This is a genomic window from Larkinella soli, assembly GCF_003703975.1.
Lineage (GTDB): Bacteria > Bacteroidota > Bacteroidia > Cytophagales > Spirosomataceae > Larkinella > Larkinella soli.
In genome coordinates this window covers 198166-221251 of record NZ_QTJY01000009.1, presented here as the reverse complement: position 1 = coordinate 221251, position 23086 = coordinate 198166, and the positions used below count along the sequence as shown (strand labels likewise).

Here is a 23086-nt window from a genome sequence, read left to right as displayed (position 1 = left end):
GACCTCCTATGCTGAAAAGAAGAACCTGTGCTCACCTGAACGAAATCGGGAACGTTACTCTGCCCCGTGAACCCGCCGTCTGCGAAGAATGTGTGAAGAACGGCAGTTCGTGGGTGCATCTGCGGACCTGCCAGACCTGCGGGCATACCTATTGCTGCGATTCGTCGCCCGAGAAACACGCCACGCGCCACTTCCACGAAACCGGGCACCCGGTCATTGCGTCGGCCGAGCCGGGCGAGTTCTGGCTCTGGTGCTTTGTGGATGAGCAGATTACCCCGTATACGATATGATCGCCGATCCGATTTCCGCCACGACCCCCGCCGGCCTGAGTGAACGGTATCAGGAAGTCCGTCAATACAGTGAAGCCCTCTGCCGGCCCCTGACGACGGAGGATTACGTCGTTCAGCCGGTCATCGACGTCAGCCCGCCGAAGTGGCACCTCGGTCATACGACCTGGTTCTGGGAAACCTTCGTACTGGTTCCGCACCGGCCCGGCTACCGCATCTTTCACGACGATTTCAGCTTCGTCTTCAACAGCTATTACGAGGCCGTGGGCAAACGGGTGCTGCGGGCCGACCGCGGCAATCTGACTCGCCCCACCGTGGAGGAGGTGTACCGGTACCGGGCCTACGTCGACGAGCAGATGCACGCCTTCCTGGAATCCGCCGACCTGACCCCCGAACTCCACTCTCTCGTCGAACTGGGCCTGAATCACGAACAGCAGCACCAGGAACTCCTGCTGACCGACATCAAATACATTCTGGGACATAACCCGCTGTTTCCGGGGTACCACCCCCCAACCCCCTCCTTGCTAAGGAGGGGGAGTGATCCCCACCCAGCCTCCTTTGGGGGGCTTGGTTCCGCCGGATCGGCTCCCTTTCAGGGGCCGGGAGCAAATCACCCTCTCCCCAGCAAGGAGGGGGCCGGGGGGTGGTCCGAGGGAATTTACACCATCGGCTACCGGGGCGACGGGTTCCATTTCGACAACGAGAAGGGCGTTCATAAGGTTTACCTGCAGGCTTTCGATCTGGAGCGGTCACTGGTCACCAACGGCGAATACCTCGAATTCGTCGAATCGGGCGGCTACCGGCAGTTCCGGTACTGGCTGGCCGACGGCTGGGCCTGGGTCAACGAAAACCGCATCGAAGCACCCCTCTACTGGCACCGGATCGACGGGCAGTGGTGGCACTACACCTTCGACGGACTTAAGCCGGTCGACCCCGACGAGCCGGTCTGTCACGTCAGCTTCTACGAGGCCGATGCCTTCGCCCGCCGGCGGGGCCGGCGGCTGCCCACCGAGTTCGAGTGGGAAGCGGCCGCCACCACCGGCGGTTTCGACTGGGGCCGGCTTTGGGAGTGGACGAATTCGGCCTATCTCCCTTATCCCGGCTTTCAGACCGCCGAAGGGGCCGTCGGCGAATACAACGGTAAGTTCATGATCAACCAGATGGTGCTGCGGGGCGGCTCGGTGGCGACGCCCGCCGGGCATTCCCGGCCGACTTACCGCAACTTTTTCCAACCTGACAAACGATGGCAGTTCACGGGAATCCGTTTAGTGAAGAAATAAACGATCGGCATACCTTCAACGGCAACGACCCCGAAAACCCGTCCCTTTCGGCCTTAGCCGACGAAGTGCGTACCGGGCTGGCCCGAACGCCCAAACGGCTGTCGTCCCGGTTCTTCTACGATGCTGAAGGCAGCCGGATTTTTCAGGAAATCATGCACCTGCCGGAATATTACCTTACCCGCAGCGAATATGAGATCATCAGCCAGCAGAAAGAGGAGATGCTCCGGCTGTTCGAACGCCCCGGCGAAGCCTTCGAGCTGATCGAACTCGGTGCGGGCGACGGCCTGAAAACCAAGGTATTGCTGGAGCATTTCCGGCAGCGGCAGGCCCGGTTCACTTACGTTCCCATCGACATTTCGGCCGACGCCCTCGACCAGCTCACCCGGGACCTGCGGGGTCGCTGGCCGGATCTGGCCGTCGAACCGCTGCACGACGATTATTTCCGGGCGCTGGAGACGCTCTCCTCCCGCTCCGAGGCCCGCAAGGTGGTCCTGTTTCTGGGTTCGAACATCGGTAACTTTTCCGAGAAGGAAGCCATCGATTTCTACCGACGGCTTTACGCCAAACTGCGGCCCGGTGATCTGGTGCTGACGGGCATCGATCTCCGGAAACACCCCGCCGTCATCCAGGCGGCCTACAACGACCGGCAGGGCCTGACGCGGGCCTTCAACCTGAACCTGCTCCGGCGCATCAACCGTGAGCTGGAGGGCGAATTCGACCTGTCGGCATTCAGTCACTACGAAATCTACAACCCGGAAACCGGAGAGGCCCGCAGTTATCTGGTCAGTGAGAAAAAGCAGGACGTCCGCATCGGGAGGCTCGGCCTGACCGTGTCGTTTGCCTATGGGGAGGTCATCCACACGGAGATTTCACGGAAATACAACCGGACGGAAATCCGGCGGCTCGCCGAGGCCACCGGGTTTACGCCCACGGCCTGGTTTACCGACTGCAGGGAATACTTTGTCGACGTGGTGTTCGAACGCGACGCCGAGCGTCGGCCCGGCGAGCGTCGGCCCGGCGAGCGTCGGCCCGGCGACGATTCAGAAGGCCCCGACCGGTAGCCCGGACTGCGAGTGGTTGAGCAGTTCGACCATATTGCGCGACTGTGTTTTCCGGAACAGGCTGCTCCGGTGGTTACGGACGGTATTGATGCTGATCGACAGCCGGTCGGCGATCTCCTTGCTGCTGAGACCGTCTTTGATGAGTTGCAGGATTTCACCCTCCCGGGCCGTAAAGCCCTGGTCGGGGGTGGCCGGCGTATAGGAGCCGATCCGGCGGTAGCCGAGGGAATGCACCCTGTACAGGTCGAGCTGCACCCGTGTGAAGGGCCGCTCGGTGGAGACGTCGCGGAAGAGGGAGAAATTCTCGGTCCTGCCCTGTTCGTTGACGAAAAACAGCTTCTCCTCCAGAGCGGTAAAATACCGCCCACGGCCCCGCTGCAACCGGTATTGCAGACCAAACCGGTACCGGCTCACGTCGGCCGGGGCGGTTTCTTTCAGAAACGCTTCGATTTTCTGCAGGCTTCGGCGGTAAGCTTCGACATCGTCGGGGTGAATCAGCGCCGGCAGGTCACTGATCGTGCCGTGACCCGGCCGACCGAAAAATTCATTGCCGTTGCCTCCGATGATCCGGTGGCCGTTTCGGGAATCGGCGCTGGTGATGACCCAGCCCGGAAACAGCATTTCCAGCAGATGCAGGTTCATGGGATGGAAACCGGTAAACATGGTGTGGATGGAGTAATTCATAAATTTATACGTACGTACACATAAATCTGTACGAAAGTACCGGCTTTCTTTTTCCCAAACAATGCTATCAAAGGCCTTAATTCCATTTAGTTACCTACCATTTATTTATCGGTAGGTAATCTTCCGCTAACTCGTAAATACGTACGTACATATATTTTAATTCAAAAGGGAAGGCCGCCCCGGCCGGAGGAACTCACCGGCTGACGTTCCGGATTTTGTCGAGGAGCATATTCAGGACGATCAGCTCGCTGGGTTCGAGGTGGTCCAGCAGGTTATTGATTTCGTGGACCTGCTGTTCGATCTGACTGAGCAGGTCGAGGCCCTTCTGGGTGATGACGATCTCGACGGCGCGTTTGTCGGTTTCGGAAGGGCGGGATTCGATGAGCTTCTTACGGAGCAGTTTTTCAGTGATGCGGGAAACGTTCGACGACTTGTCGACCATGCGTTCCCGGATGCTGTTGATGTTGATGGGGCGCTGCTTCTGGCCGCGCAGGATGCGGAGGATGTTGTGCTGATGCCAGGTAATGCCGAACCTCTTGAAGAAATCACTGTGAACGGATTTGACCCAGTTACCGGTGAAAATCAGATTGATGCCTGCCTTATCCAACTCGTTCCGCCAGGCAGACTGCTTTATTTCGTCATCAATGCGGTGGTATTGCTTCTCGTCTTTCATCGGAGCCTGAAGTTCGGCCGTTCAGCTACTGCTTCACCGGCATCGGCGAAGTAATCTCCAATGATACGGATTGTTCGGCAGACATGAAACGCATCGGGCGATTTGAGAAGCCGGGAAAATGAAAATCCCGCAGCCTCCGGCCGGAGGCTGCGGGATCATCTGAAACCGGATCAGTTGGCTTTCGGCTCATCATACAGGAAGTCGTCGACCACGACCAGATCATACGAACCGCCGTCGGTTACGTTCGCTCCCAGGGCGGTATTGCCGGTCGTTACCCGAACTCTCGACACCTTGTTTTCCGGGAAGAAAACGCCGAGGAACGAAATGCCTGCGGCATCGCTGCGCACCGGCGCCTTAAACTTGCCGAGGCTCTTGTCGCCCTCGAAAAACTCCATCGTCGTGGCATTGGCGTCGTCGACGTCCGAGAAAACCACGCCGAAGCCTTTCACGGTCGCGGCCGTGGTGGTACCGGGTACCTGGAAGGTCACATCGTGGTGATTGACGCCTACGGTGGCAAACGTGCGGGCCGGGCTGAAGGCGTTGAACTGATCGCCGTTGGAAGCCGCCAGATCGGCGAAATCATTGTCGCTGATGCGGAAACCGGCTCCGGCTCCTCCGCCCGAAATGGTCGTGACCAGCCCGCGTTTGCGCCCGGCCGGGCCGTTGGGGTCGGTATTATTGAAGAAATCACCCGGGAAGGTGTTGACGTTGGTCAGGTTGGCCGGAACCCCGTCCCAGTTGACTTCCCGCCGACCGGCGGTCTGGTTGGGGGTGGTGTTGACCGGGGTTCCCAGCAAAGCGCGGAATTCGTCGAGTTTGGCGTTGATGTTGCCGCCGGCGCTGACCACGGTGGCCTTCACGGCCGGCGTCGGGTCATTCTTTTCTTCCTCATCATCCTGGCTGCAGGCCGAAACCAGCGCCGTCAGGGCCAGTGCAACGGCCCAGCTTGAAACAGTTTTCATTTGAATAGTGTGGTTTGTAATCCTGAAAAACTGTTGCAAAGTTCCGGCACCGGCCGCTGCCGTACCATAGTCCTATAGGACTAATTTTCAGACCAAAATAAAACGGTTAAAACCGTTCCGGATGGAGGGCGGCAACGGATAGGACATCCCCCGGCTTTCTTCGCGTGTTTGTCGACAGCCCCCGGCTTCAGCCGGGGGTTAAATGCACCGCATCCTGACGTCCGCAGCGCAGTCGTTTCAACGACTTCCAGCACCAGTCCGTTCCGCCGGGACCGGCAGCGCCACCCCGGTCGCTACCGGCTGCCCGAACTGAGGCATGCCGTCGGCCGTCCAGCTGAACTTCTGGGCCCTCGGATTCCGGTGTCCACCGCAGCCCTGACCGGCTTCCGGGTTGGCGTGGTACAGAATCCAGTCTTCCGTACCGTCGGGCGATTTGAAGAAGGAGTTATGTCCGGCGGCATGGGTTCCGGCCACGCTTTCGGCCTTGAATACCGTGTGCGGGTGTTTGGTCCAGTGACGGGCCTTCATCAGATTTTTCCGGGCGTCGGTGTAGAGCATACCGAGGGCGTAGCTTTCGGTCCAGCAGCCGCTGGCGGAGTAGATGACAAACAGGCGTTTGCCGTACTTGATCGGCTGCGGGCCTTCGTTGACCAGCACCACCGGTTTGTCGTCCGGCCCCGGATTCGGGATCTTGCCGTCCACTTCCCAGGCATAGGTCGGGGAGGAAATCTTCGTGCGCTTGCCTTTGGCCGTCCAGGGGTTTTTCATGCGGCAGATGTAGATGTCCTGCCGGCCGTTTTCGTCGCCCTCCCAGCCCGACCAGACGAGGTACATCCGGCCGCGGTGTTCGAAGAGGGAGCCGTCTATGGCCCACTTGTCTTCGGGCGTTTTCACCTGGCCCTTCATGACCCAGTTGCCCTGCAGCGGGTCGGCAGACTCGTTTTCGAGCACCCAGAGCCGGTGGTTGCGGTTGTGACCGTCGTCGGCCGCAAACAGCAGGTACCAGCGTTCCTTTCCTTTTTTATCCCTCAGGCGGTGCAGTTCGGGCGCCCAGATTTCCTTCGAATACGGGCCGGTGGCCGGCGGGGTCCAGACCACTTTCCTCTCCGAGGTCGCGAGGTCGGCCAGGGAGCGGGTTTTCCAGAGCGTCAGGTTGCGTCCGGTCGTATGGGTGTAATAGTAGAAGCCGTCATGATAGATGCTCCAGGGGTCGGCACCCGAAGGCAGCAGCGGGTTCCGAAAGCTCTGACCCAGGCAGAAGCCGGGCAGCAGCAGGAGGTAAAGAAGTATTTTTTTCATACTGTGGCAATGCTCAACTTGGTAACTTTTAGCCCCAGACCACCCCCAACCCCTCCTTGGTAAGGAGGGGCTTAGCTCCGCAAGCCTGGCTTCTCCTTTTTTCAAGTTCGTACCCCAAAAGGGATCTGATTAGGCAGCGCACTCCCCCTCCTTACCAAGGAGGGGGCCGGGGGGTGGTCCGGCCGGGGGTGGTTTAATACCCTTTCGACAGATCGACCTGGTTTTCCAGCGTCTCACCGGCCACGAACCGCTTCAGGTTTTTTATGAACCAGTCGACCTTGCCTTCGTCCTCCGTCGCGACGCCCCCACCGGTGTGCTGGGTCAGGATGACGTTCGGCATCGTCCAGAGCGGGCTGTCGGCCGGGAGTGGTTCCACCTCCGTCACGTCCAGCACCGCCCCGGCCAGGTGGCCTTCCTGCAGAGCGTCGATCAGGGCGTCCTCGTCGGTGGTGCTGCCCCGGCCGATGTTGGCATACAGGCTCCCCGGCTTCATGGCGGCAATCATCTCGGCCGAGAAAAATTCGCGGGCCATGCCGGGCAGGCAGTTGACGACCAGGTCGGTCCGGGGCAGAACCGCCTTCAGTTCTTCGGGTGTATGCAGTTCGGCCTGCGGATTGGTCCGGGCCAGAAACTTCACCTCGCACTGAAAGCCGCTCAGCATCTGATGAACCGCCTGCCCGATCGTGCCGGCGCCTAATATGACCACTTTTTTATTTTTCAGCAGATTCAGTTTGAACCGGATCGGTACGCCGACCCATTTTTTCTGCGTCTGCAATACCGCCAGTTCGTGGATGTTGCGGTAAAAGGCCATGATGCCGGCGACGATGGTTTCGGCGCAGGGCCAGGCAAAATAATCCCCCATGTTGGTTACCTTCGCCTGCAGTTTCACGTTCCGGTAGCCGTCGAAACCGGCCGAATCGAGCTGCCACCACTTCAGCCTGCCGGTTTCGGCGAACCAGGCCACGGGCGGGTTGCCCATGAGGATGTCGGCGTCACGGAAGGCGGCTTTCTGCTCCTCCTCCGAAAGCTCTTTCCGGAACAGGACGGTCAGGCCGTCGGGCAGGTGCTGAATCAGGTAATTCCGGTTGTCTTCCGACAGCGGGGTATACACGAAAATAGTCATGGCGGACGGCAAGGAAGATGGTTACGGCCGCTAAAGTACCGTTCCTGCCCTTCCCAAACAATCCGTTTCCTCTTTTTACGAACCCGACGGCAACGGCAGCGGCTCACCGGTCTTTACCGGACGCCCGAACTGCGGAGTCCCGTCCGGCCCCCAGGTGAATTTCTGCATCCGGGGCGAACGGTTGTTGCCGCAGCCCTGTCCCGACAGCGGGTTGGCGTGGTACAGAATCCAGTCTTCCTTCCCGTCCGGCGACCGGAAAAAACTACAGTGCCCCGGCCCGAAAGCCCGGGCGTCGGGCGCCTTCGTGAATACCGGCTGCGGGGTTTTCTTCCAGGCGTTCGGGTTGAGCGGGTCGCCGTTATCGGTCAGGGTCAGCAGGCCGAGCGCGTAGTCGTCGCTCCAGCATCCCGAGGCCGAGAAGACCATAAACAGTCTCCCGGCATGCTGGAGCGCTTCCGGTCCCTCGTCGACGGCCGGCGGTGCGCCCTGCCGTTCCCAGTCGTACTCCGGTTTCGCGATCAGCACGCGCGGCCCTTCGAGCGTCCAGGGGTTGCTCATCCGGGCGATGTACAGGTTCTGCGCCACGTTCTCACTGCCCTCCCAGCCCGACCAGACCGCATATCGCTTCCCGCCGAACTCGAACACGTTCGCGTCGATGGCGTAGCGGTTGTCGGCCGTGGTCAGCTGCCCTTTGAACGTCCACTCACCCTCCGTAGGGTCGGCCGAGGCATTTTCGAGCACCCAGAGCCGCTGCGTCGACACGTCGCCGGCCCCGGCCGTCACGTAGAGGTACCACTTCCCGTCCAGAAGATGCAGTTCAGGTGCCCAGACATTCCGGCTGTAGGGCAGGCCGTCGGCGGGTTTCCAGACGGTTTTGGGTTCGGTTTCACTCAGGTCGGTGAGGTTTTTAACCTTCCAGAGCTGCACGCGGTCGCCCACGGTATGGCAGTAGTAATACCAGTCCCCCTGCCGCACTACCCAGGGGTCCGGGCCGGAGTTCAGCAGGGGGTTGGTAAAGGTCCCCGCCGGGCTGACCGGCACCGGATCGACGGTGGATTCCGTCTGCCGGCAGGTGATCAGGACCAGCCCGAGCCACAGGAGCTTGAAAGCAAATTTCATTGATTATCAGTTGGATGCATTACCAGCCCGGATTCTGTTTCAGCTTCGGATTGGCGTCCAGTTCCCGCTGCGGGATAGGCAGGAGTTCAGACTTGCCCTTCACGAAATTTTTAAAATCGGTGTCGAAGTTGGCCTCCGAGGGCGGCTGGTTCTGCTGGCTGGCGGGTCCGGCGAGTTCCGGGCCTAACAACCCGTAGCGCTTCAGGTCGGCAAACCGCACGCTCTCGCCCGCCAGCTCAACCACCCGGTCGTGACGCAGCTGTTCGCGGAAAGCCGCCTGGCTCATGCCTGCGGGCAGGTTCGGCATGTTGACCCGCGCCCGCACCCGGTTCGCCAGCGGGATGGCCTCGGCGGTTTTGCCGGTTTCGTTCAGGGCTTCGGCGTACATCAGCAGCACATCCGCGAAACGGATCATCCGGTAGTTGATCGGCGAGAAGTAGTTCTCGGTCTGGTTCGGATAATCGTTCTGGTATTTCCGCCAGAACCGGTCGTTTTCGGTATACCGGCCGTTCGACAGTTTCTGCCGTTCCTCGATGGTTTTGCCGTAAATCAGGTAATTCGGATCGTTGGGCCGGTAATACCACATCGTGACGTCGAGCCGGGGGTCGACCTTGTTGTCCTTCGTCTTTTCCTTCATGAACTCGTTGAACAGCCATCGGGTCGGCTGGCCGTCCGTCCAGCCGATGCCGGGGGCGCCGAAGAACTGCGCCCGTTCGCTGCCCTCGCTACCGCCCAGCTCGTCGAACGGTCCGCGGTTGGCCGAGGCATACTGCACCTCGAACACCGACTCCTTGTTGTTCTCGTTGGTCGCGGTAAAGTTGTCCTGGTAATTGGGCACGAGGTCATACACCGTCGGCGACTGGTCCACCACCTCCTTCAGCTGAACGGCCGCATCGGCCCATTTGCGCTGCTGAAGCAGCACCTTGCCGAGCAGGGCCGTGGCAGCCCCCTTGGTGGCCCGACCCACGTTGGCGGCATCATAACTCACCGGCAGCCCGGCTTTCGCTTCGGTCAGGTCCTTTTCGATCTGCGCCCAGACCTGCGCTTCGGTGGCCTGATCGGGCCGGTCGTTGGGCGTCTGGGGCGTCAGCACCATCGGCACATTGCCCCAATTCATCACGAGGTAATAATAGAAGATGGCCCGCAGGAATTTTGCTTCGGACAGCACCCGGGTTTTGAGCGTGGCGTCCATCTCGATGTCGGGCACGTAGGCAATCACCTGGTTGGCCCGGCCGATGGCGCGGTAGAGGTCCGTCCACTGGACATACATCGGCTCGAAGTTGGAGTTCGGGGTGATGAACTTGGTCATGTTCGCCAATTCGGTCCAGGGGCTCTGGCTGTAGCCTTCGTCGGAGCGCAGGTCGAACAGGAACAGCGGCCAGCGCTGCACCCCGATCTGCTGAAGCCCGCTGTAGGTGGCATTGACGCCCTGCACCGCGTCGTCGGACGTTTTCCAAAAGGTCTCGACGGTCAGCGCATTCGGGCTGACCTTATTCAGGGTATCGTCCGAGCAGCCGGCCAGCAGGGCCAGCGTCAGAAGGAGCGAGACCGGATATTTATGAAGTTTCATGGGTTTTCTGATTTAATCGATTCATTAAAAACTAACCTGAAGACCGCCCGTCAGAATCCGCGAGCCGGGATAGCTGCCGTCGTCGACGCTGCGGCCCAGAATCGGGTCCGGACCGGGCACCTCGGGGTTGTAGCCTTTGTACTTCGTGATCGTGAACAGGTTCTGGGCCGAGACGTACACCCGCAGGCTGCTAACGACCTTCCACCGGCTGACGGTTTTGGCCGGCAGGCTGTAGCCGATCTGCAGCGACCGCATCCGCAGATACGAGCCGGATTCCAGCCAGCGGTCGGACAGGAAGGTGGCATTGAGTGTCGGGTCGCCGATCACCGGCTTCGGAACAGTATTCGACGTACCCGGCCCGGTCCAGGGCTGTTCGTCGGTCCGGTAGCTGCCGGGGTCGTCGTAACGACCGGTCCAGTACCGCATCGGGCTGAAGATGGAATTGCCGTAAACGCCGTAGAAGTAGGCCGTCGCGTCGAATCCCTTGAAGCTGGCCGTCGCGTTCAGGCTGTACTCGAATTTCGGGAAAGGGCTTCCGGCATATTCACGGTCGTTGTCGAGGTCGATCTTGCCGTCGCCGTTGACGTCCTTCCAGCGAATGTCGCCCGGGGTGGCCGAGCCTTTCTGGGCCGAGTTGTCGATTTCCTCCTGGGTCTGGAAGATGCCGTCCATCCGCAGCAGGTAAAACTCCCCGACCGGGTGGCCGATGGCCGTGCGGGTCACCCCGCCCCAGCCGAAGATGGGCTGGTTGTTGTTGGCCGGCACCAGCCCCAGCACCTTGTTGCGGACGGTCGTGAACGTTCCGAACAGCGAATACTGAAGCGGTTTACCGGACGCCCCGTTATATCCCAACGAAAGTTCGACGCCTTTATTCTGCATGGAAGCAATGTTCTCGTAGGGATTTTCGCCCGAGCTGCCCGCCGTTAACGGAATGGGAACGCGGGTCAGCAGGTCTTTCGATTTGGCGTGATAATAGTCAAAGCCGACGGTGATCCGGTTGTTGAACAGGTTGGCGTCGAAACCGACGTCGAGCTGGGTCTTGCTCTCCCAGCGCAGGTTCGGGTTGGTCAGGCGGGTGTTGATGGCCCCCGGAACGATGGACTGGCTGTTGCCGAGCACGTAGGTGACGTTGGGATTGATGAACTGCTGGATTTCGTACTCCGGAATGTTCTGGTTCCCGACGGTGCCGTAGCTGGCCCGGATTTTCAGGTCGTTGATCCAGTCGACGTTATCCTTCAGGAAGGCTTCTTCCGAAATCCGCCAGCCGACCGAGGCCGAGGGGAAGTTGCCGTACAGGTCGTTCCTGCTGAACTTCGAGGAGCCGTCGCGCCGGAAGTTGGCCTGCAACAAATATTTGTTCTGGTAGGAGTAGTTGACCCGCGCCAGATAGGAGATCAGCGAACTGGCAAACTCCTCCCCGCCGACGACCGGCGAGATGGTTCCGGCCCGCAGCACCCAGATGTTGGCGGGCGTCCCCTGCACGGTGCCGCTCGTAAACCGCAGGTTGGTCGAATACCGGGTGTAGCCGACGAGGGCGTCGACGTGGTGGACGCCGAAATCCTTGTTGAAGGTCAGTGTCTGCTCGATCTGCGGGTTGAAGCGCTCGCCCCGGGTTTCGCTCAGCGTCGGCGGGTTGATGACCTGGTTCTGGCTGATCCGGCCCGACTGGAATTTGCCCTGATCGAAATACGACTGGTATTCGAGGCTTCCCTGGAGCCGGTAGGTCAGGTAGTCGAAAATCCGGATGTCGGTGTAGATGGTTCCCTGAATCCGATTGCCGAGCTGGGTGTTGATGTTCAGCTTCTGCGCCCCGATCGGGTTGGTTCCGAAGGTGTTGTTGCTCGGGTCACCGATGCCGTAGCCGCCCGGCACGGTCGGGTCATAGACCGGGATGGTCGGCAGCATCCGCATCAGGTCGATGAAGGGGTTGCCGTTCAGCAGGCGGGTGTTGGTGCGGCCCAGGCTCAGCGTCTGCCCGATGGTAAACCGGCCTTTCTTCATCTCGGTATTGGCCCGGATCTGATACCGCCGGAACGAAGGTCCGACGACGGTACCGTCCTGAAAGAAATAGTTGGCTGAAATCAGATAGTTGCTGTTCTGCGTTCCGCCCGATACCGTCAGGGTGTTGTCGGTCATGGCACCCTGTTTGAAGAACTCGTCCTGCCAGTCGGTATCGACGCCCTGACGGAGTTTCAGCGGCTGAAGCCCGGCGTTGCTGTAGGCCAGGTTGTTGATGCGCGTAAACTCGGCGGCATTGGTCAGGGGCAGCCGGCGCGGAATGCTCTGCACCCCGGCGTAAGTGCTGAAATCGACGCGGGGAGCGCCGTTCTTGCCCCGTTTAGTCGTCACGATGATGACCCCGTTCATGCCGCGGGAACCGTAGAGCGCCGTGGCCGAGGCATCCTTCAGCACCTGAATGGACTCGACGTCGTTCGGGTTGAACTCCCGGCCCGGGTCGCTGACCTGGAGGCCGTCGATGACCCAGAGGGGCGCCGAGTTGCCGCCGAAGGTCCCGGTACCGCGGATCTTGATGATCGGGCTGGCACCCGGCTGCCCCGTCGAGATGACGTTGACCCCGGCCACCCGGCCCTGCAGCTGCTCGCCGACCTGGGCGGTCTGGATTTTGCGGAGTTCCTTCGTATCCACGATGCCGATGGCGCCCGTCAGGTCACCCCGGCGCTGGGTACCATAACCGACCACGACCACCTCGTTGAGCGAGCGGACGTCGGCGGTCAGCGTGACGTTCACCTCGGTCTGGGTGGTGACGGGAATGGTCTGGGTCTGAAACCCGATGCTCGAAATCACCACGGCCGTCGCGTTGTCCGACACGTTGAGCGTAAACCGCCCGTTCGCGTCGGTCGTCGTCCCGTTGGTGGTATTCTGTTCCAGAACGGTCGCACCCGGGATGCCGCCCCCCTGCTCATCGGTTACCGTGCCGGTAATGCGACGGGCCGCCACCCGGGCGCTTTCGACTTTTGGGTCGACGCTCGCCGGAAGCAGAACCGGGGCCAGCGCCGACTTCTCCGACGCTTCCAGAATCACATAAATCGTATCTTTCACCTTGCGGTAACGCAGGCCCTGCGGGGTCAGGATCTGGTCCAGAATCGACTCCACCGAACTGCCGCCGACCACGACCGCCCGGCGGTCCCGGATCAGGTTCTCGTCGAACGCGAAGGTTACATGGAAGCGGCCTTCCAGATCGGACAGAATTTTCTTCAGAGATACCGCCCGGCCGGTCTTCTGGACCTCGACGGGCTGGTAGACGTCCTGAGCGTGGGTGCTCGCCAGAACCTGAGCAAAAATTTTCTGCTCCAGACCGGACATTACCACAACCAGACTCAGGCAGGTGATACGGAGTACTCGTTTGTTCATGATTTTAACGTTAAGAATGATGTAGAATTAATCAGGCAGATGCCGCCGGCGGAAAACCACCCGGTTCCCCGTCCGCTCGGTGTCGAGCTGGTAGGTTTCGGCAATGACCGTCAGCAGGGTTTCGACGTTCTGTCGCGAAAGGTTGGCCGTAAATCGTTTGTCGGCCGGCAGGTCGTCGGGGAACGTAATCTCCAGACCGTAGGTGTCGAAGAGCATGTCCGCAATGTCGCGAAGGGGCGTGTTCTCAAATACGAACTGGTCGCGGGTCCAGGCGTCGTGGATCTCGGTTCGAACGGTCTGCACGTCCAGCGGGGCGGTTTCGGTCCGGCGCATGGCCCGCTGACCGGGATGCAGTTCGAAGACGCGGGTCTGCCGGCTCCGGCGGTCGGTGAGCTGAATCTTCCCCTCGATCAACGTTACGGCGGTAGTGCCGCGCCGGGTGTTGACGTTGAACTGCGTTCCCAGCACGGTGATGTCCATTCCCGGCGTATGGGTAATGAATTTGATCTTCCCGGCCGGGTTCTGCTGTTTCGTGACCCGGAAAAAGCCTTCGCCCGACAGCCAGACCTCCCGGGGCCGGCCTTCGGACCAGTCGGCTTCGTAGGTCAGGGCCGAGTTGCCGTTCAGTTTCACCTCGGAGCCGTCGGGCAGACGGACGGTCAGCGTCCGGCCGAAACCGGTCCGGACTTCCTGGCGGGCCGGCGGGCGCAGATACCACCAGCCGACGGTGATCAGGAGAGCCAGGACCGCAGCCGCTGCGGCAAAACGGGGATTCCACCAGCCGAACCGGCGCAGCGGGAGCGGCTCCGCCAGCTGGTCGAACCGTTGATCGAGCTGATCCCAGATGCGCTTCCGGCTTGCTTCGGCGAGCTCGTCGGTCCGGACCCGCAGGCCCGGAACCAGCCGGCGCGCTTCTTCCATGACCGGCGACAGGTGAGGGTGCTGCCGGAGAATACCGGTCCAGAAAGCGTTAGCCTCCGGATCGGGGTTCAGCACCCATCGGCGGAAGGCCTCGTCGAACAGAAAATGTTCGGGCGTATACCGGCTGTAGTCAGGAACTGAAGAACCCATACAGTGCAATTTTCTCTTGGAACTTTACACCAAATGGAAAACGGTTACGAAATTATCCCTTCGAAATGAAAATTTTTTACCCGATACGCCCGGAAAGGAGCAGGAGCACCAGCTGGAAGGTCAGCAGCTTCTGGAGTTTGTCGAGGGCTTTGTAGATGATCTTGTATGCGGAAGACGGCTCGATGCCCATGACGCCGGCCACCTCGGCGTAGCTCAGCCCGTCGAAATACTTAAGGAAAATAGCTTCCTTCTGGCGGGCGGGCAGCTGATTGAGGGCCTGCAGGAGTTCCCCGACCCGTTCGCGGGAAAGCTGGCCGTCGAGCCAGGAGTCTTCATACACGAAGGTGGCCCGGAAATCGATTTCATCTTCGGAGGCAAAGCGGTTCTGCTGGCGGAGTTTCCGGAGGATCTCGCGCCGGAGGGCCTTGAAGAGGTAAAATTTAATGGAATCGGTCGGGGCCAGGCGTTGGCGGTATTCGAGGAGCGTCACGAAAACGTCCTGGATGCAGTCTTCAGTCAGCTGGCGGTCCTGGGCGATCTTGTAGCCGTAGTTGTACAGCACCCCGGCGTACTTTTCATACATGGTGGAAAACGCTCCCCTGTCTCCCTGCCGGAAGTCTTCCCACATTTCAAAATCAGACAGTTGGGTATCGCTCTTCACCGTGGACCTCGCTTCCTTCCGGTACCGCTCACTCAGCGATTCTCCCGGAAATAATTAATTATTTCCCGAAATTAATCAATAAAACGGCAAGCGCAAGTTCCCCTCAGAGGAATTAAGGCAACGGTAGAGCCGCTTTATCGGCGGCTTTTCATTTCGTCAGCACCACCTTCCGGGTCATGACGGCGCGCCCGTCCCGCATCAGCCGGACCAGATAGATCCCTTGCGGCAGGGTTCCCAGGTCGAGCGTCGCTTCGGTGTAGGCTTTCACCGAGAGCCGGGGCGTCACTGGCTGGCCTTTTCCATTCAGCACATCCACCACGCCGTTTTCCGGGGCATAAATCCGCAGGAAACGGTCCGTCGGATTCGGATAGGCCCAGGGGTTCCGAACCTCGTCGTCGATGCCCGTGACGACTACTTTGGTGGAGGTATTGCGCAGGAAACGGACGCCCCCGGCGGTGGTTCCGGCCAACAGTTCGGCCAGGCCGTCGCCGTTCAGGTCGCCGGCCGTCAGCAGCAGGTTTCCGCCCGGAGTTGCCCGGTCGGAGGTTTGGGTCAGCTCGTTGATCACCAGCGTGGAATCGAGCAACTGCATCGGACTCCCGGGCTGCTCGGGCAACTGGTAGAGTTTGAGAAACCCGTCGCGGGTGCCGGTCAGCAGTTCAGGCTGCAGATCGCCGTTGAAGTCCACCACGGCCAGCGACGGGCTGTTGGCGCCGGGCTGGACGTAAAGACGGCCGTAGTTCTGCTCCTGCAGCTCGTATTTGGGAGCGGCCGCCGTGCCGGTATTCCGGTGGTATTCGATCGATCCGTTCTGCTTGCCGATCAGCAGATCGCTGCGGCCGTCGCGGTCCACATCGTACCAGGTCGGCACGTCGGTGATCCCGAACCGGTCCGGGGTCGGCAGCTGCCGGATGTTGTTGCCGTCGAGCTGAAAGGCGGTGCCGCGCGGGGCGGTATTGAGCAGGTAACGGATTTCGGCGGTCCGGCTGGTCGAGACGCCGGTAAACACCAGGTCGGGGCTGCCGTTGCCGTCGATGTCGGCGACGGCGGGCTTCAGGTTAATTAGTTGCAGACGCTCCAGATTCAGGTAGTCGTCGGTTTTCAGTTCGAACTCCGCTTTCGTCCGGCTGCCGACGTTTTCGAACTGGGCCAGCCGCGCCCGGAAGCCGCGGCCGTCGCGGGTGCCGGCGTTGCCGACCAGCAGGTCCAGGTCGCCGTCGCCGTCGAGATCGGCCAGCACGGGAGCCGCAGCCTCGCCGAAGTCGATCATGTCTTCCTGCAGAAAGCTTTTGGTAACATATTGAAAGTCGGGCCGTTTGTTCGTCCCTTTGTTCTTATAGAACCAGTTGGACGCCTTGAAGTCGATCAGGTTGCCGTCGTTGGCGTAGGTATTGACCGAGGCCACCAGATCTTTTACCCCGTCGAAATCCAGGTCTTCGGAATACAGGGCGGGGAAAATTTCAAACTGAATGGCATTGCCGGCTGGAAACCGGGTCAGCACCCCCGCGAACCGGGCGCCCGCGCCGTTCTCGCCCACATTGTTGAGCTGGGAGACGTTCGGGCAGGTGACGTGGGCCGTCAGCAGGTCGCGCTTGCCGTCACCGTCGAGGTCGATCAGCAGCATGGAGTTGCCGTTGTGCATCACGCGGGCGCCGGACGGATCGCCCTCTGCGCCGTTCCCGACGTAGACGCAGTCGAGACCGAAGGTGAAGTCGTTGCAGTCGTCGTTGCTTTTAAAATTCCCCCAGCAGAAGCCGATGCGCTTGAAGTCCAGCCCATTCGGGTCTTTCTTCCGTTCCACGCTCATGTTCTGGAACAGGTTGGCGGTGCTGCCGTTGATGTCGTAGGAAAGGATGTCGATGTCGCCGTCGTCGTCGACATCCAGAATGGCCGGCACGTCGGTCGAACTGATGTAGAGGTTCAGCGTGCCGGACAGCCCTTCGTGATAAACCGGGTCGGCGATGGTTTTCCAGGAAAGCCGACCGTTGGACGAGGTGTTCTGCATGATCCGGAGGCCGCCGTTGGTGTGCGAGAACAGATCTTTTTTACCATCGTGGTCGTAGTCCACCAGCAGCATCCAGGTACCCAGCGTAATGGGCGGAAACTGTTCTTCATACTGGGGGGTGTACCGCCAGAGAAAGGTTCCGTCGGCCTGCTTCTCAGCCAGAAACGTCAGGATGCGGCTGGTCTGCCGGTCGTAGATAACCAGGTCCTCGACCGGATCGGTATTGAGATGAATCGTGGAATACTGCGCGCCGTTGATGCCGCCGGCCCAGGGGTTGTTCAGCACCCTGCCGTTGACCCGGACCACCGGCCCGGTATCGTAGCGGAACGAGAACGCACCGCCCCCGGACTGCGCCTGGAGCTTGTGAAGAATCAGAAAACAAACTACGGTAAACAGCTTTTTCATGTAACTTTGACCGGCTAACCACCCCCCGGCCCCCTCCTTACTAAGGAGGGGGTGGCTTCGCAGGGTTTGAATCTGGCAGCGCACTCCCCCTCCTTGCCAAGGAGGGGGCCGGGGGGTGGTAGACTGATAACGAACAGAATCTTAACGTTGGTTTACCCGCTCCCGGAAAATGGTTATTTCCATCCCTGAATTATATGACCGGTACCGCGAATGCGCGGGCGTTTCGACGGATACCCGTAAAATTACCGAAGGTTGTCTGTTTGTTGCACTGAAGGGAGATAAGTTTGACGGAAATTTATTTGCCCGGGACGCGCTGGCCGCCGGTGCCCGGTATGCCGTGGTCGACGATCCGGAGCTGGCGACCGACAGCCGCTTTCTGCTCGTCGACGACGGCCTGACCGCCCTGCAGGAACTGGCCCGGCACCACCGGCAGACGCTGACCATCCCGGTCATCGGGCTGACGGGCTCGAACGGAAAAACCACCACGAAGGAGCTGATCGCGGCCGTGCTGTCCCGAAAATTCCGGACCTATGCTACCCAGGGTAACCTCAACAATCACATCGGCGTGCCGCTGACGCTGCTGGCCCTCGACGACCGCTACGAGGTGGCGGTGGTGGAGATGGGAGCCAACCACCAGGGCGAGATCCGACTGCTCAGTTCCATCGCTCAACCCACCCACGGGCTCATCACCAACATCGGCAAGGCGCATCTGGAAGGCTTCGGCGGGATCGAGGGCGTCCGGAAGGGCAAGGGCGAACTGTACGACTTTCTGGCCCGGACCGGCGGAACGGTGTTCGTCAATGCCCAGGAGACCGCCCTGATGGAGATGTACGGCGAACGGCTTTTCCGGGAAGCCATCTTCTATCAGATTAAGGATCAGTACGAAATCCTGGGCGAAAGTCCGGTTATCGCCTACCGGGATGAGGCCGGCAACGAAGTAACCACGCACCTCTCCGGGCGGTATAACTTCGACAACATCGCGACGGCCCTCTGCATCGGCAAGTATTTCGGGGTTCCGGCCGGGGACGCCAACGAGGCCGTGGCCGCCTACAACCCGACCAACAACCGCTCGCAGGTGATCCGGAAGGGCAGCAACACCATTCTGATGGACGCCTACAATGCCAATCCCAGTTCGATGGCCGCGGCCGTCCGGAACTTCATGAGGCTGGAAGCGCCGAAGAAGGTGGTCATTCTGGGGGATATGTACGAACTGGGCGAGGAAAGCCCGGCCGAACACGCGGCTCTGGGCGCACTGGTCGCAGAGGGCGACTTCGACACCGTGATTCTGGCCGGCCAGGACATGAAATACGCCCTGACCGCGCTGCCGAAGGCGTACTATTTCCCCGACAAGTTTTCGCTGCACAACTGGATCATGGACCATCCCTTCCAGGACACCGCCATCCTGATCAAAGGCTCCCGCGGCATGGGCCTGGAGTCCGTCGTGCAGTTTCTGTAACCCTTATTTTCCGTATTAACCCTAACTCCTGAATCAGCATGAAACGGTTTTCCCTGCTTCTTTTTCTGACGTTTGTATTCCGACTGGCTTCCCTGGCCCAGCAGGCCGTTCCGTTCGAGAACGAAATCCGGGCCTTTGAGGAAAAAGACCGGACGTCGCCCCCGCCGAAGGGCGCGGTGGTGTTTACCGGCAGTTCGTCGATCCGGCTCTGGGAGAACATCGAATCGTATTTTCCGGGGAAAACCATCGTCCAGCGGGGTTTCGGCGGCTCGGGACTGAACGACGTCATCCGCTTCGCCGACCGGATCATCCTGCCCTACCAGCCGTCGCAGGTCGTGCTCTATGCGGGTGAAAACGACATAGCGACGGGCACCGTAACGGCCAAAGACGTCTATGACCGTTTCGTGACGCTGTTCAACCTCATCCGGAAACCGCTTCCGCAGACCTCGATTGTTTTTATCTCGATGAAACCCAGCCCGTCGCGACGGAAATACCAGCCCATCGTTCAGGAAGGCAACCGACTGATCAAAGAGTTTCTGGCCGGGCAGCCCAACACGACGTATGTGGATATTTACAAGCCCATGCTCGGAGCGAACGGTCAACCCATGGGCGATCTGTTCCGGGCCGACAGCCTGCACATGACCCCGAAAGGGTATGCCATCTGGGCCGAACAAGTCCGGCCCGTTCTGAAATAAACCATCGGTATGAGTACCCCGAATTCCACCACGCCCGTCCGGAAGATGACCCTGGATGAAATTTTTGAAGCGTTCGACTCCCTCCGGGTGCTGATCGTGGGCGACGTCATGCTCGACTCCTACGTCTGGGGCCGGGTCGAGCGGATTTCGCCCGAAGCGCCCGTGCCGGTCGTCTCCGTTCAGAAACGGGAACTGCGGCTGGGCGGGGCCGGCAACGTGCTGCTCAACGTGCAGTCTCTCGGGGCGGAAGCAATCCTCTGTTCGGTCATCGGCACCGACGAGCCCGGCGACCGGCTGGAGAACCAGCTCTGCGACCGGGGCCTCAACTGCGAGGGGCTGATCCGGAGCGACACCCGCATCACCACCATCAAGGAACGGATCATCGCCGGTTCGCAGCAGGTGGTCCGGGTCGATACGGAAACCGACCGGCTCATCAATGAAGAAGAACGAAACCGTCTGATCGAAAAAGCCAAAGAGCTGATTCCCACCTGTCAGGTGATTATTTTTCAGGATTACGACAAGGGGGTTCTCAGCCCCGAAACCATCGCCGAACTGACGGTCTTCGCCAACGAACGGAACGTGCCGACGGTGGTCGACCCGAAAAAACGCAACTTCCTGGCCTACCACCGCACAACGCTCTTCAAGCCGAACCTGAAGGAACTGCGGGAAGGGCTGAAACTCGATTTCAACGTCGATAACCGGGCCGAGTTCGAAGCCGCCGTCGAGCAGCTGAAAAACCACCTGAGCATCGGCGGTGCCCTGATCACCCTCTCGGAGCGGGGAGTATATATCGACTACCGGGCTGAGAAACACCGGCTTCCGGCCCATATCCGGCAGATCGCCGACGTCTCGGGCGCGGGCGATACGGTCATCAGCATTGCGGCCTGCTGCGTGGCGCTGAACCTGCCGCCCCGGCTCATCGCCGGCCTTTCCAACCTCGGCGGGGGCCTGGTCTGCGAGTCGGTGGGCGTGGTTCCGATCGATAAAAAGCGACTGCGGGCCGAAGCGGAAAAAGAACACCTGACGTAGCTTTACCGCCATGGAATTCCGACAAGACGATTACCTGATCTCGACCGATCCGGCCCGCATCCAGTTCGAGGTGGTGTATGATTTTCTGGCGAACCGCTCCTACTGGGCCAACGGCATCAGCCGGGAAACGCTCCGGAAACAGATGGAGCACTCGACCCTCCACTTCGGGCTGTATCACGGCGACGCCCAGATCGGCTACGCGCAGGTGCTGACCAACTACACCTCCTTCGCCTACCTCGGCAACGTGTTCGTGCTGGAAGAATACCGCGGGAAAGGGCTGTCCAAGTGGCTCATGGCGACCATCATGGAACACCCGGAGCTGCAAACCATCCGGCGCTGGCTCCTGGCCACCCGCGACGCCCACGGCCTCTACCGCCAGTTCGGCTTTACGGAGCTGACGAAACCGGAGACGATCATGGAAAAGTACGACGACAATGCCATCCGGCGGTAGTTTTAGTTCAGGTTCAGCCCGACGGTGATGCCCAGCCAGGGTTTGTTCTGATAAATCCAGACCGCCCGGTTTTTATCCATCAGATAATCATAACCCAGGGCCAGACCCACCGTGATGGCCCGGTAACCGAAGATGGCCGCCACACCATAGCTGAGGCAGGCTCCCTCGTATTCGTCCAGGTACCGGCCGGCGGTGGTGAAAGGCCGGACCTGGGAGGCCGTCACGCCGAGAAAACCGCCCGTGCCGATGCTGAACGACCGCACCTCCGACCGCTGCCGGCGGTGATAGAAGACGTTCCGCTGAAAACCCTGGTCGTAGCGAAACCCCAGATAAACGGCCGCATTGGCGCTGGTGATCAGCTCACCCGACTGCCCCATCTGCCCGAAGCGGTATTTGAAGGGAACCGTGATGATGTCGGTGTCGAAGGAGGTGAAGTGGTACTGAAACCAGGGGCTTTTCTCATCGACCTGAACGGGTTTGACCTTGGGGTTGGCAAAAAAGACCAGCGAAGAATCCGACACGTCGATGGTGGCCGGATTGCCGTCCGACGGGGGCAGCGAGGTTTTGACGAACTCGACGAAAAGCGTATCGTTCTGGACGTACAACACCCCGCTTGCCGGCTTCCCCAACCGTTTGGTCAGGACGCCCGCCGGTTTGGTGCGATGGGAATAATACAGAGACTGACGGCCGTTGACCGTGAAGACGTGGTCCAGTTCCTGAATGCTCCGGCGGCTGTAGAAACGCGTACAGCCGCTGCCGAACAGGGTCAGCAGGGAAAGGCAGCCAAGCCACAGCAACTGAGCATTCCGGAACGCGTTCAAACCGGCCGATGGTTAGGATGAATACTCCTTTACCGTTTCAATAAAGCATTTCACTTTTTCCGGATCGGTATCCGGATAAACCCCGTGCCCCAGGTTGGCGATGTACCGCTGGGTACCGAACCCCCGAATCATTTTCTTCACCTCCGCCCGAATCTGATCGAAATCCGCGTACAGGACGCAGGGGTCGAGGTTGCCCTGGAGCGTTTTGTCCGGAATCAGGTGCCGGGATTCGGCGGCATCCATGTTCCAGTCCAGCCCCACCACCTGGCAGTTGAGTTTCCCGATCTCCTGACGGGCAAAGAAGGCGCCCTTGGCAAAAACCGTCACCGGAGCCTCCGTGACGGCGTCGCAGATCTGGCGGATATAGGGCAGCGAGAAAGTCTGGTATTGTTCGGGGGAGAGAATACCGGCCCAGGAATCGAAAATCTGCACGAGGTCGGCCCCCGCCCGGATCTGGGCCTTCAGGTAGCCGATGGTGCTGTCGGTGATTTTCTGAAGCAGCGCGTGCGAAAATTGCGGGTCGGTGTACAGCAGTTTCTTGGCGACGGAAAAGGTCTTGGAACCCCGGCCCTCGGTCATGTAACAGAAGATGGTGAACGGCGCCCCCGCAAAACCGAGCAGCGGCACCCGCCCGTTCAGCTCCCGTTTCACGATTTTTATCGCTTCCAGCACATAGGCCAGGTCACTCTCGGCATCCGACACCTTCAGCCGGTCGATGTCTTCCTTCGTCCGGACGGTGTTCGGGAAAACCGGGCCCCGCTGCTCGATCATCTCGTAGGGCAGGCCCATCGCTTCCGGGACGACCAGAATATCCGAAAAGATGATGGCGGCATCGACACCCAGAAGATCGACAGGCTGGATGGTTACTTCGGCGGCCCACTCGGGAGTGGTCGCCAGCCTGATGAAACTGCCGGCCTTTTCACGAACGGCGCGGTACTCGGGAAGAATACGGCCGGCCTGCCGCATGAGCCAGACCGGAACCCGCTCTACAATTTCGCCACGGGCCGTCCGCAGCAGAAGGTCATTTTGCAAAGTCATGGCGCAAAGATAATGCAGTTGCCT

The 23086-nt window shown here is 60.3% G+C and carries 20 protein-coding genes; 7 read left to right on the top strand and 13 right to left on the bottom strand.

Annotated features, from left to right (window positions below):
- Positions 1-8: 8 nt before the first annotated feature.
- From DX909_RS17290 to egtD, 3 genes are read left to right on the top strand one after another with little or no spacing between them, the layout of a single operon-like run.
- Entirely contained in the window at positions 9-290 is a 282-nt protein-coding gene (locus tag DX909_RS17290; RefSeq protein ID WP_128546442.1) for a UBP-type zinc finger domain-containing protein, read from the top strand.
- Complete coding sequence (egtB, locus tag DX909_RS17285) at positions 287-1567, top strand: ergothioneine biosynthesis protein EgtB (RefSeq protein WP_128546441.1); 1281 nt, start codon at positions 287-289, stop codon at positions 1565-1567. Before DX909_RS17290 ends, egtB begins: the two co-directional genes overlap by 4 nt.
- Positions 1531-2628: an L-histidine N(alpha)-methyltransferase gene (gene egtD, locus DX909_RS17280; protein WP_128546440.1), complete on the top strand. Its 1098-nt coding sequence runs from the start codon at positions 1531-1533 to the stop codon at positions 2626-2628. The genes egtB and egtD overlap by 37 nt, the downstream gene beginning before the upstream one ends.
- On the opposite strand, the gene DX909_RS17275 is transcribed toward egtD, so the two are convergent.
- The 11 genes from DX909_RS17275 to DX909_RS17225 form a co-directional block, all read right to left on the bottom strand.
- On the bottom strand, positions 2608-3312 hold the full coding sequence (locus DX909_RS17275; RefSeq protein ID WP_229311085.1) for a helix-turn-helix transcriptional regulator: 705 nt from the start codon (positions 3310-3312) through the stop codon (positions 2608-2610). The two genes, egtD and DX909_RS17275, sit on opposite strands and share 21 nt — an antisense overlap.
- Positions 3313-3505: 193 nt before the next feature.
- Entirely contained in the window at positions 3506-3985 is a 480-nt protein-coding gene (locus DX909_RS17270; RefSeq protein WP_128546439.1) for a MarR family winged helix-turn-helix transcriptional regulator, read from the bottom strand.
- A 170-nt stretch (positions 3986-4155) separates the two neighbouring features.
- Entirely contained in the window at positions 4156-4947 is a 792-nt protein-coding gene (locus tag DX909_RS17265; RefSeq protein ID WP_128546438.1) for a hypothetical protein, read from the bottom strand.
- 237 nt (positions 4948-5184) lie between these two features.
- Entirely contained in the window at positions 5185-6246 is a 1062-nt protein-coding gene (locus DX909_RS17260) for a glycoside hydrolase family 43 protein (RefSeq protein ID WP_128546437.1), read from the bottom strand.
- A gap of 193 nt (positions 6247-6439) precedes the next feature.
- On the bottom strand, positions 6440-7369 hold the full coding sequence (locus tag DX909_RS17255) for a D-2-hydroxyacid dehydrogenase (protein WP_128546436.1): 930 nt from the start codon (positions 7367-7369) through the stop codon (positions 6440-6442).
- A 75-nt stretch (positions 7370-7444) separates the two neighbouring features.
- Positions 7445-8488 (bottom strand): glycoside hydrolase family 43 protein, encoded by a 1044-nt coding sequence (locus DX909_RS17250; protein WP_128546435.1) that lies wholly within the window; start codon positions 8486-8488, stop codon positions 7445-7447.
- Between the two features lie 19 nt (positions 8489-8507).
- Positions 8508-10058: a RagB/SusD family nutrient uptake outer membrane protein gene (locus tag DX909_RS17245; protein ID WP_128546434.1), complete on the bottom strand. Its 1551-nt coding sequence runs from the start codon at positions 10056-10058 to the stop codon at positions 8508-8510.
- Positions 10059-10082: 24 nt separating this feature from the next.
- Positions 10083-13430, bottom strand: coding sequence for a SusC/RagA family TonB-linked outer membrane protein (locus DX909_RS17240; RefSeq protein WP_128546433.1), 3348 nt, complete (start codon positions 13428-13430; stop codon positions 10083-10085).
- A 27-nt stretch (positions 13431-13457) separates the two neighbouring features.
- Positions 13458-14501 (bottom strand): FecR family protein, encoded by a 1044-nt coding sequence (locus tag DX909_RS17235; protein ID WP_128546432.1) that lies wholly within the window; start codon positions 14499-14501, stop codon positions 13458-13460.
- A 76-nt stretch (positions 14502-14577) separates the two neighbouring features.
- Positions 14578-15129 carry an RNA polymerase sigma factor gene (locus DX909_RS17230; protein ID WP_128546431.1) on the bottom strand — a complete coding sequence of 184 codons (552 nt, stop codon included), beginning with the start codon at positions 15127-15129 and terminating at the stop codon, positions 14578-14580.
- A gap of 181 nt (positions 15130-15310) precedes the next feature.
- Positions 15311-17572: a T9SS type A sorting domain-containing protein gene (locus DX909_RS17225; RefSeq protein WP_128546430.1), complete on the bottom strand. Its 2262-nt coding sequence runs from the start codon at positions 17570-17572 to the stop codon at positions 15311-15313.
- 169 nt (positions 17573-17741) lie between these two features.
- On the opposite strand from DX909_RS17225, the gene DX909_RS17220 reads away from it, so the two are divergent.
- Genes DX909_RS17220 through DX909_RS17205 form a run of 4 tightly spaced genes read left to right on the top strand, consistent with a single transcriptional unit; the run spans position 17742 to position 21203 of the window.
- Positions 17742-19028 carry a UDP-N-acetylmuramoyl-tripeptide--D-alanyl-D-alanine ligase gene (locus tag DX909_RS17220; protein WP_128546429.1) on the top strand — a complete coding sequence of 429 codons (1287 nt, stop codon included), beginning with the start codon at positions 17742-17744 and terminating at the stop codon, positions 19026-19028.
- A gap of 38 nt (positions 19029-19066) precedes the next feature.
- Positions 19067-19723, top strand: coding sequence for a GDSL-type esterase/lipase family protein (locus DX909_RS17215; protein WP_128546428.1), 657 nt, complete (start codon positions 19067-19069; stop codon positions 19721-19723).
- Positions 19724-19768: 45 nt separating this feature from the next.
- Positions 19769-20752 carry a bifunctional heptose 7-phosphate kinase/heptose 1-phosphate adenyltransferase gene (locus DX909_RS17210; protein ID WP_128546490.1) on the top strand — a complete coding sequence of 328 codons (984 nt, stop codon included), beginning with the start codon at positions 19769-19771 and terminating at the stop codon, positions 20750-20752.
- A 10-nt stretch (positions 20753-20762) separates the two neighbouring features.
- Positions 20763-21203 (top strand): GNAT family N-acetyltransferase, encoded by a 441-nt coding sequence (locus tag DX909_RS17205; RefSeq protein ID WP_128546427.1) that lies wholly within the window; start codon positions 20763-20765, stop codon positions 21201-21203.
- Positions 21204-21205: 2 nt separating this feature from the next.
- On the opposite strand, the gene DX909_RS17200 is transcribed toward DX909_RS17205, so the two are convergent.
- Complete coding sequence (locus DX909_RS17200; RefSeq protein ID WP_128546426.1) at positions 21206-22024, bottom strand: hypothetical protein; 819 nt, start codon at positions 22022-22024, stop codon at positions 21206-21208.
- Between the two features lie 12 nt (positions 22025-22036).
- The gene (hemE, locus tag DX909_RS17195; protein ID WP_128546425.1) at positions 22037-23062 is read right to left on the bottom strand and encodes a uroporphyrinogen decarboxylase; all 1026 of its coding nucleotides are present in this window, start codon (positions 23060-23062) and stop codon (positions 22037-22039) included.
- Between the last annotated feature and the right edge of the window lie 24 nt (positions 23063-23086).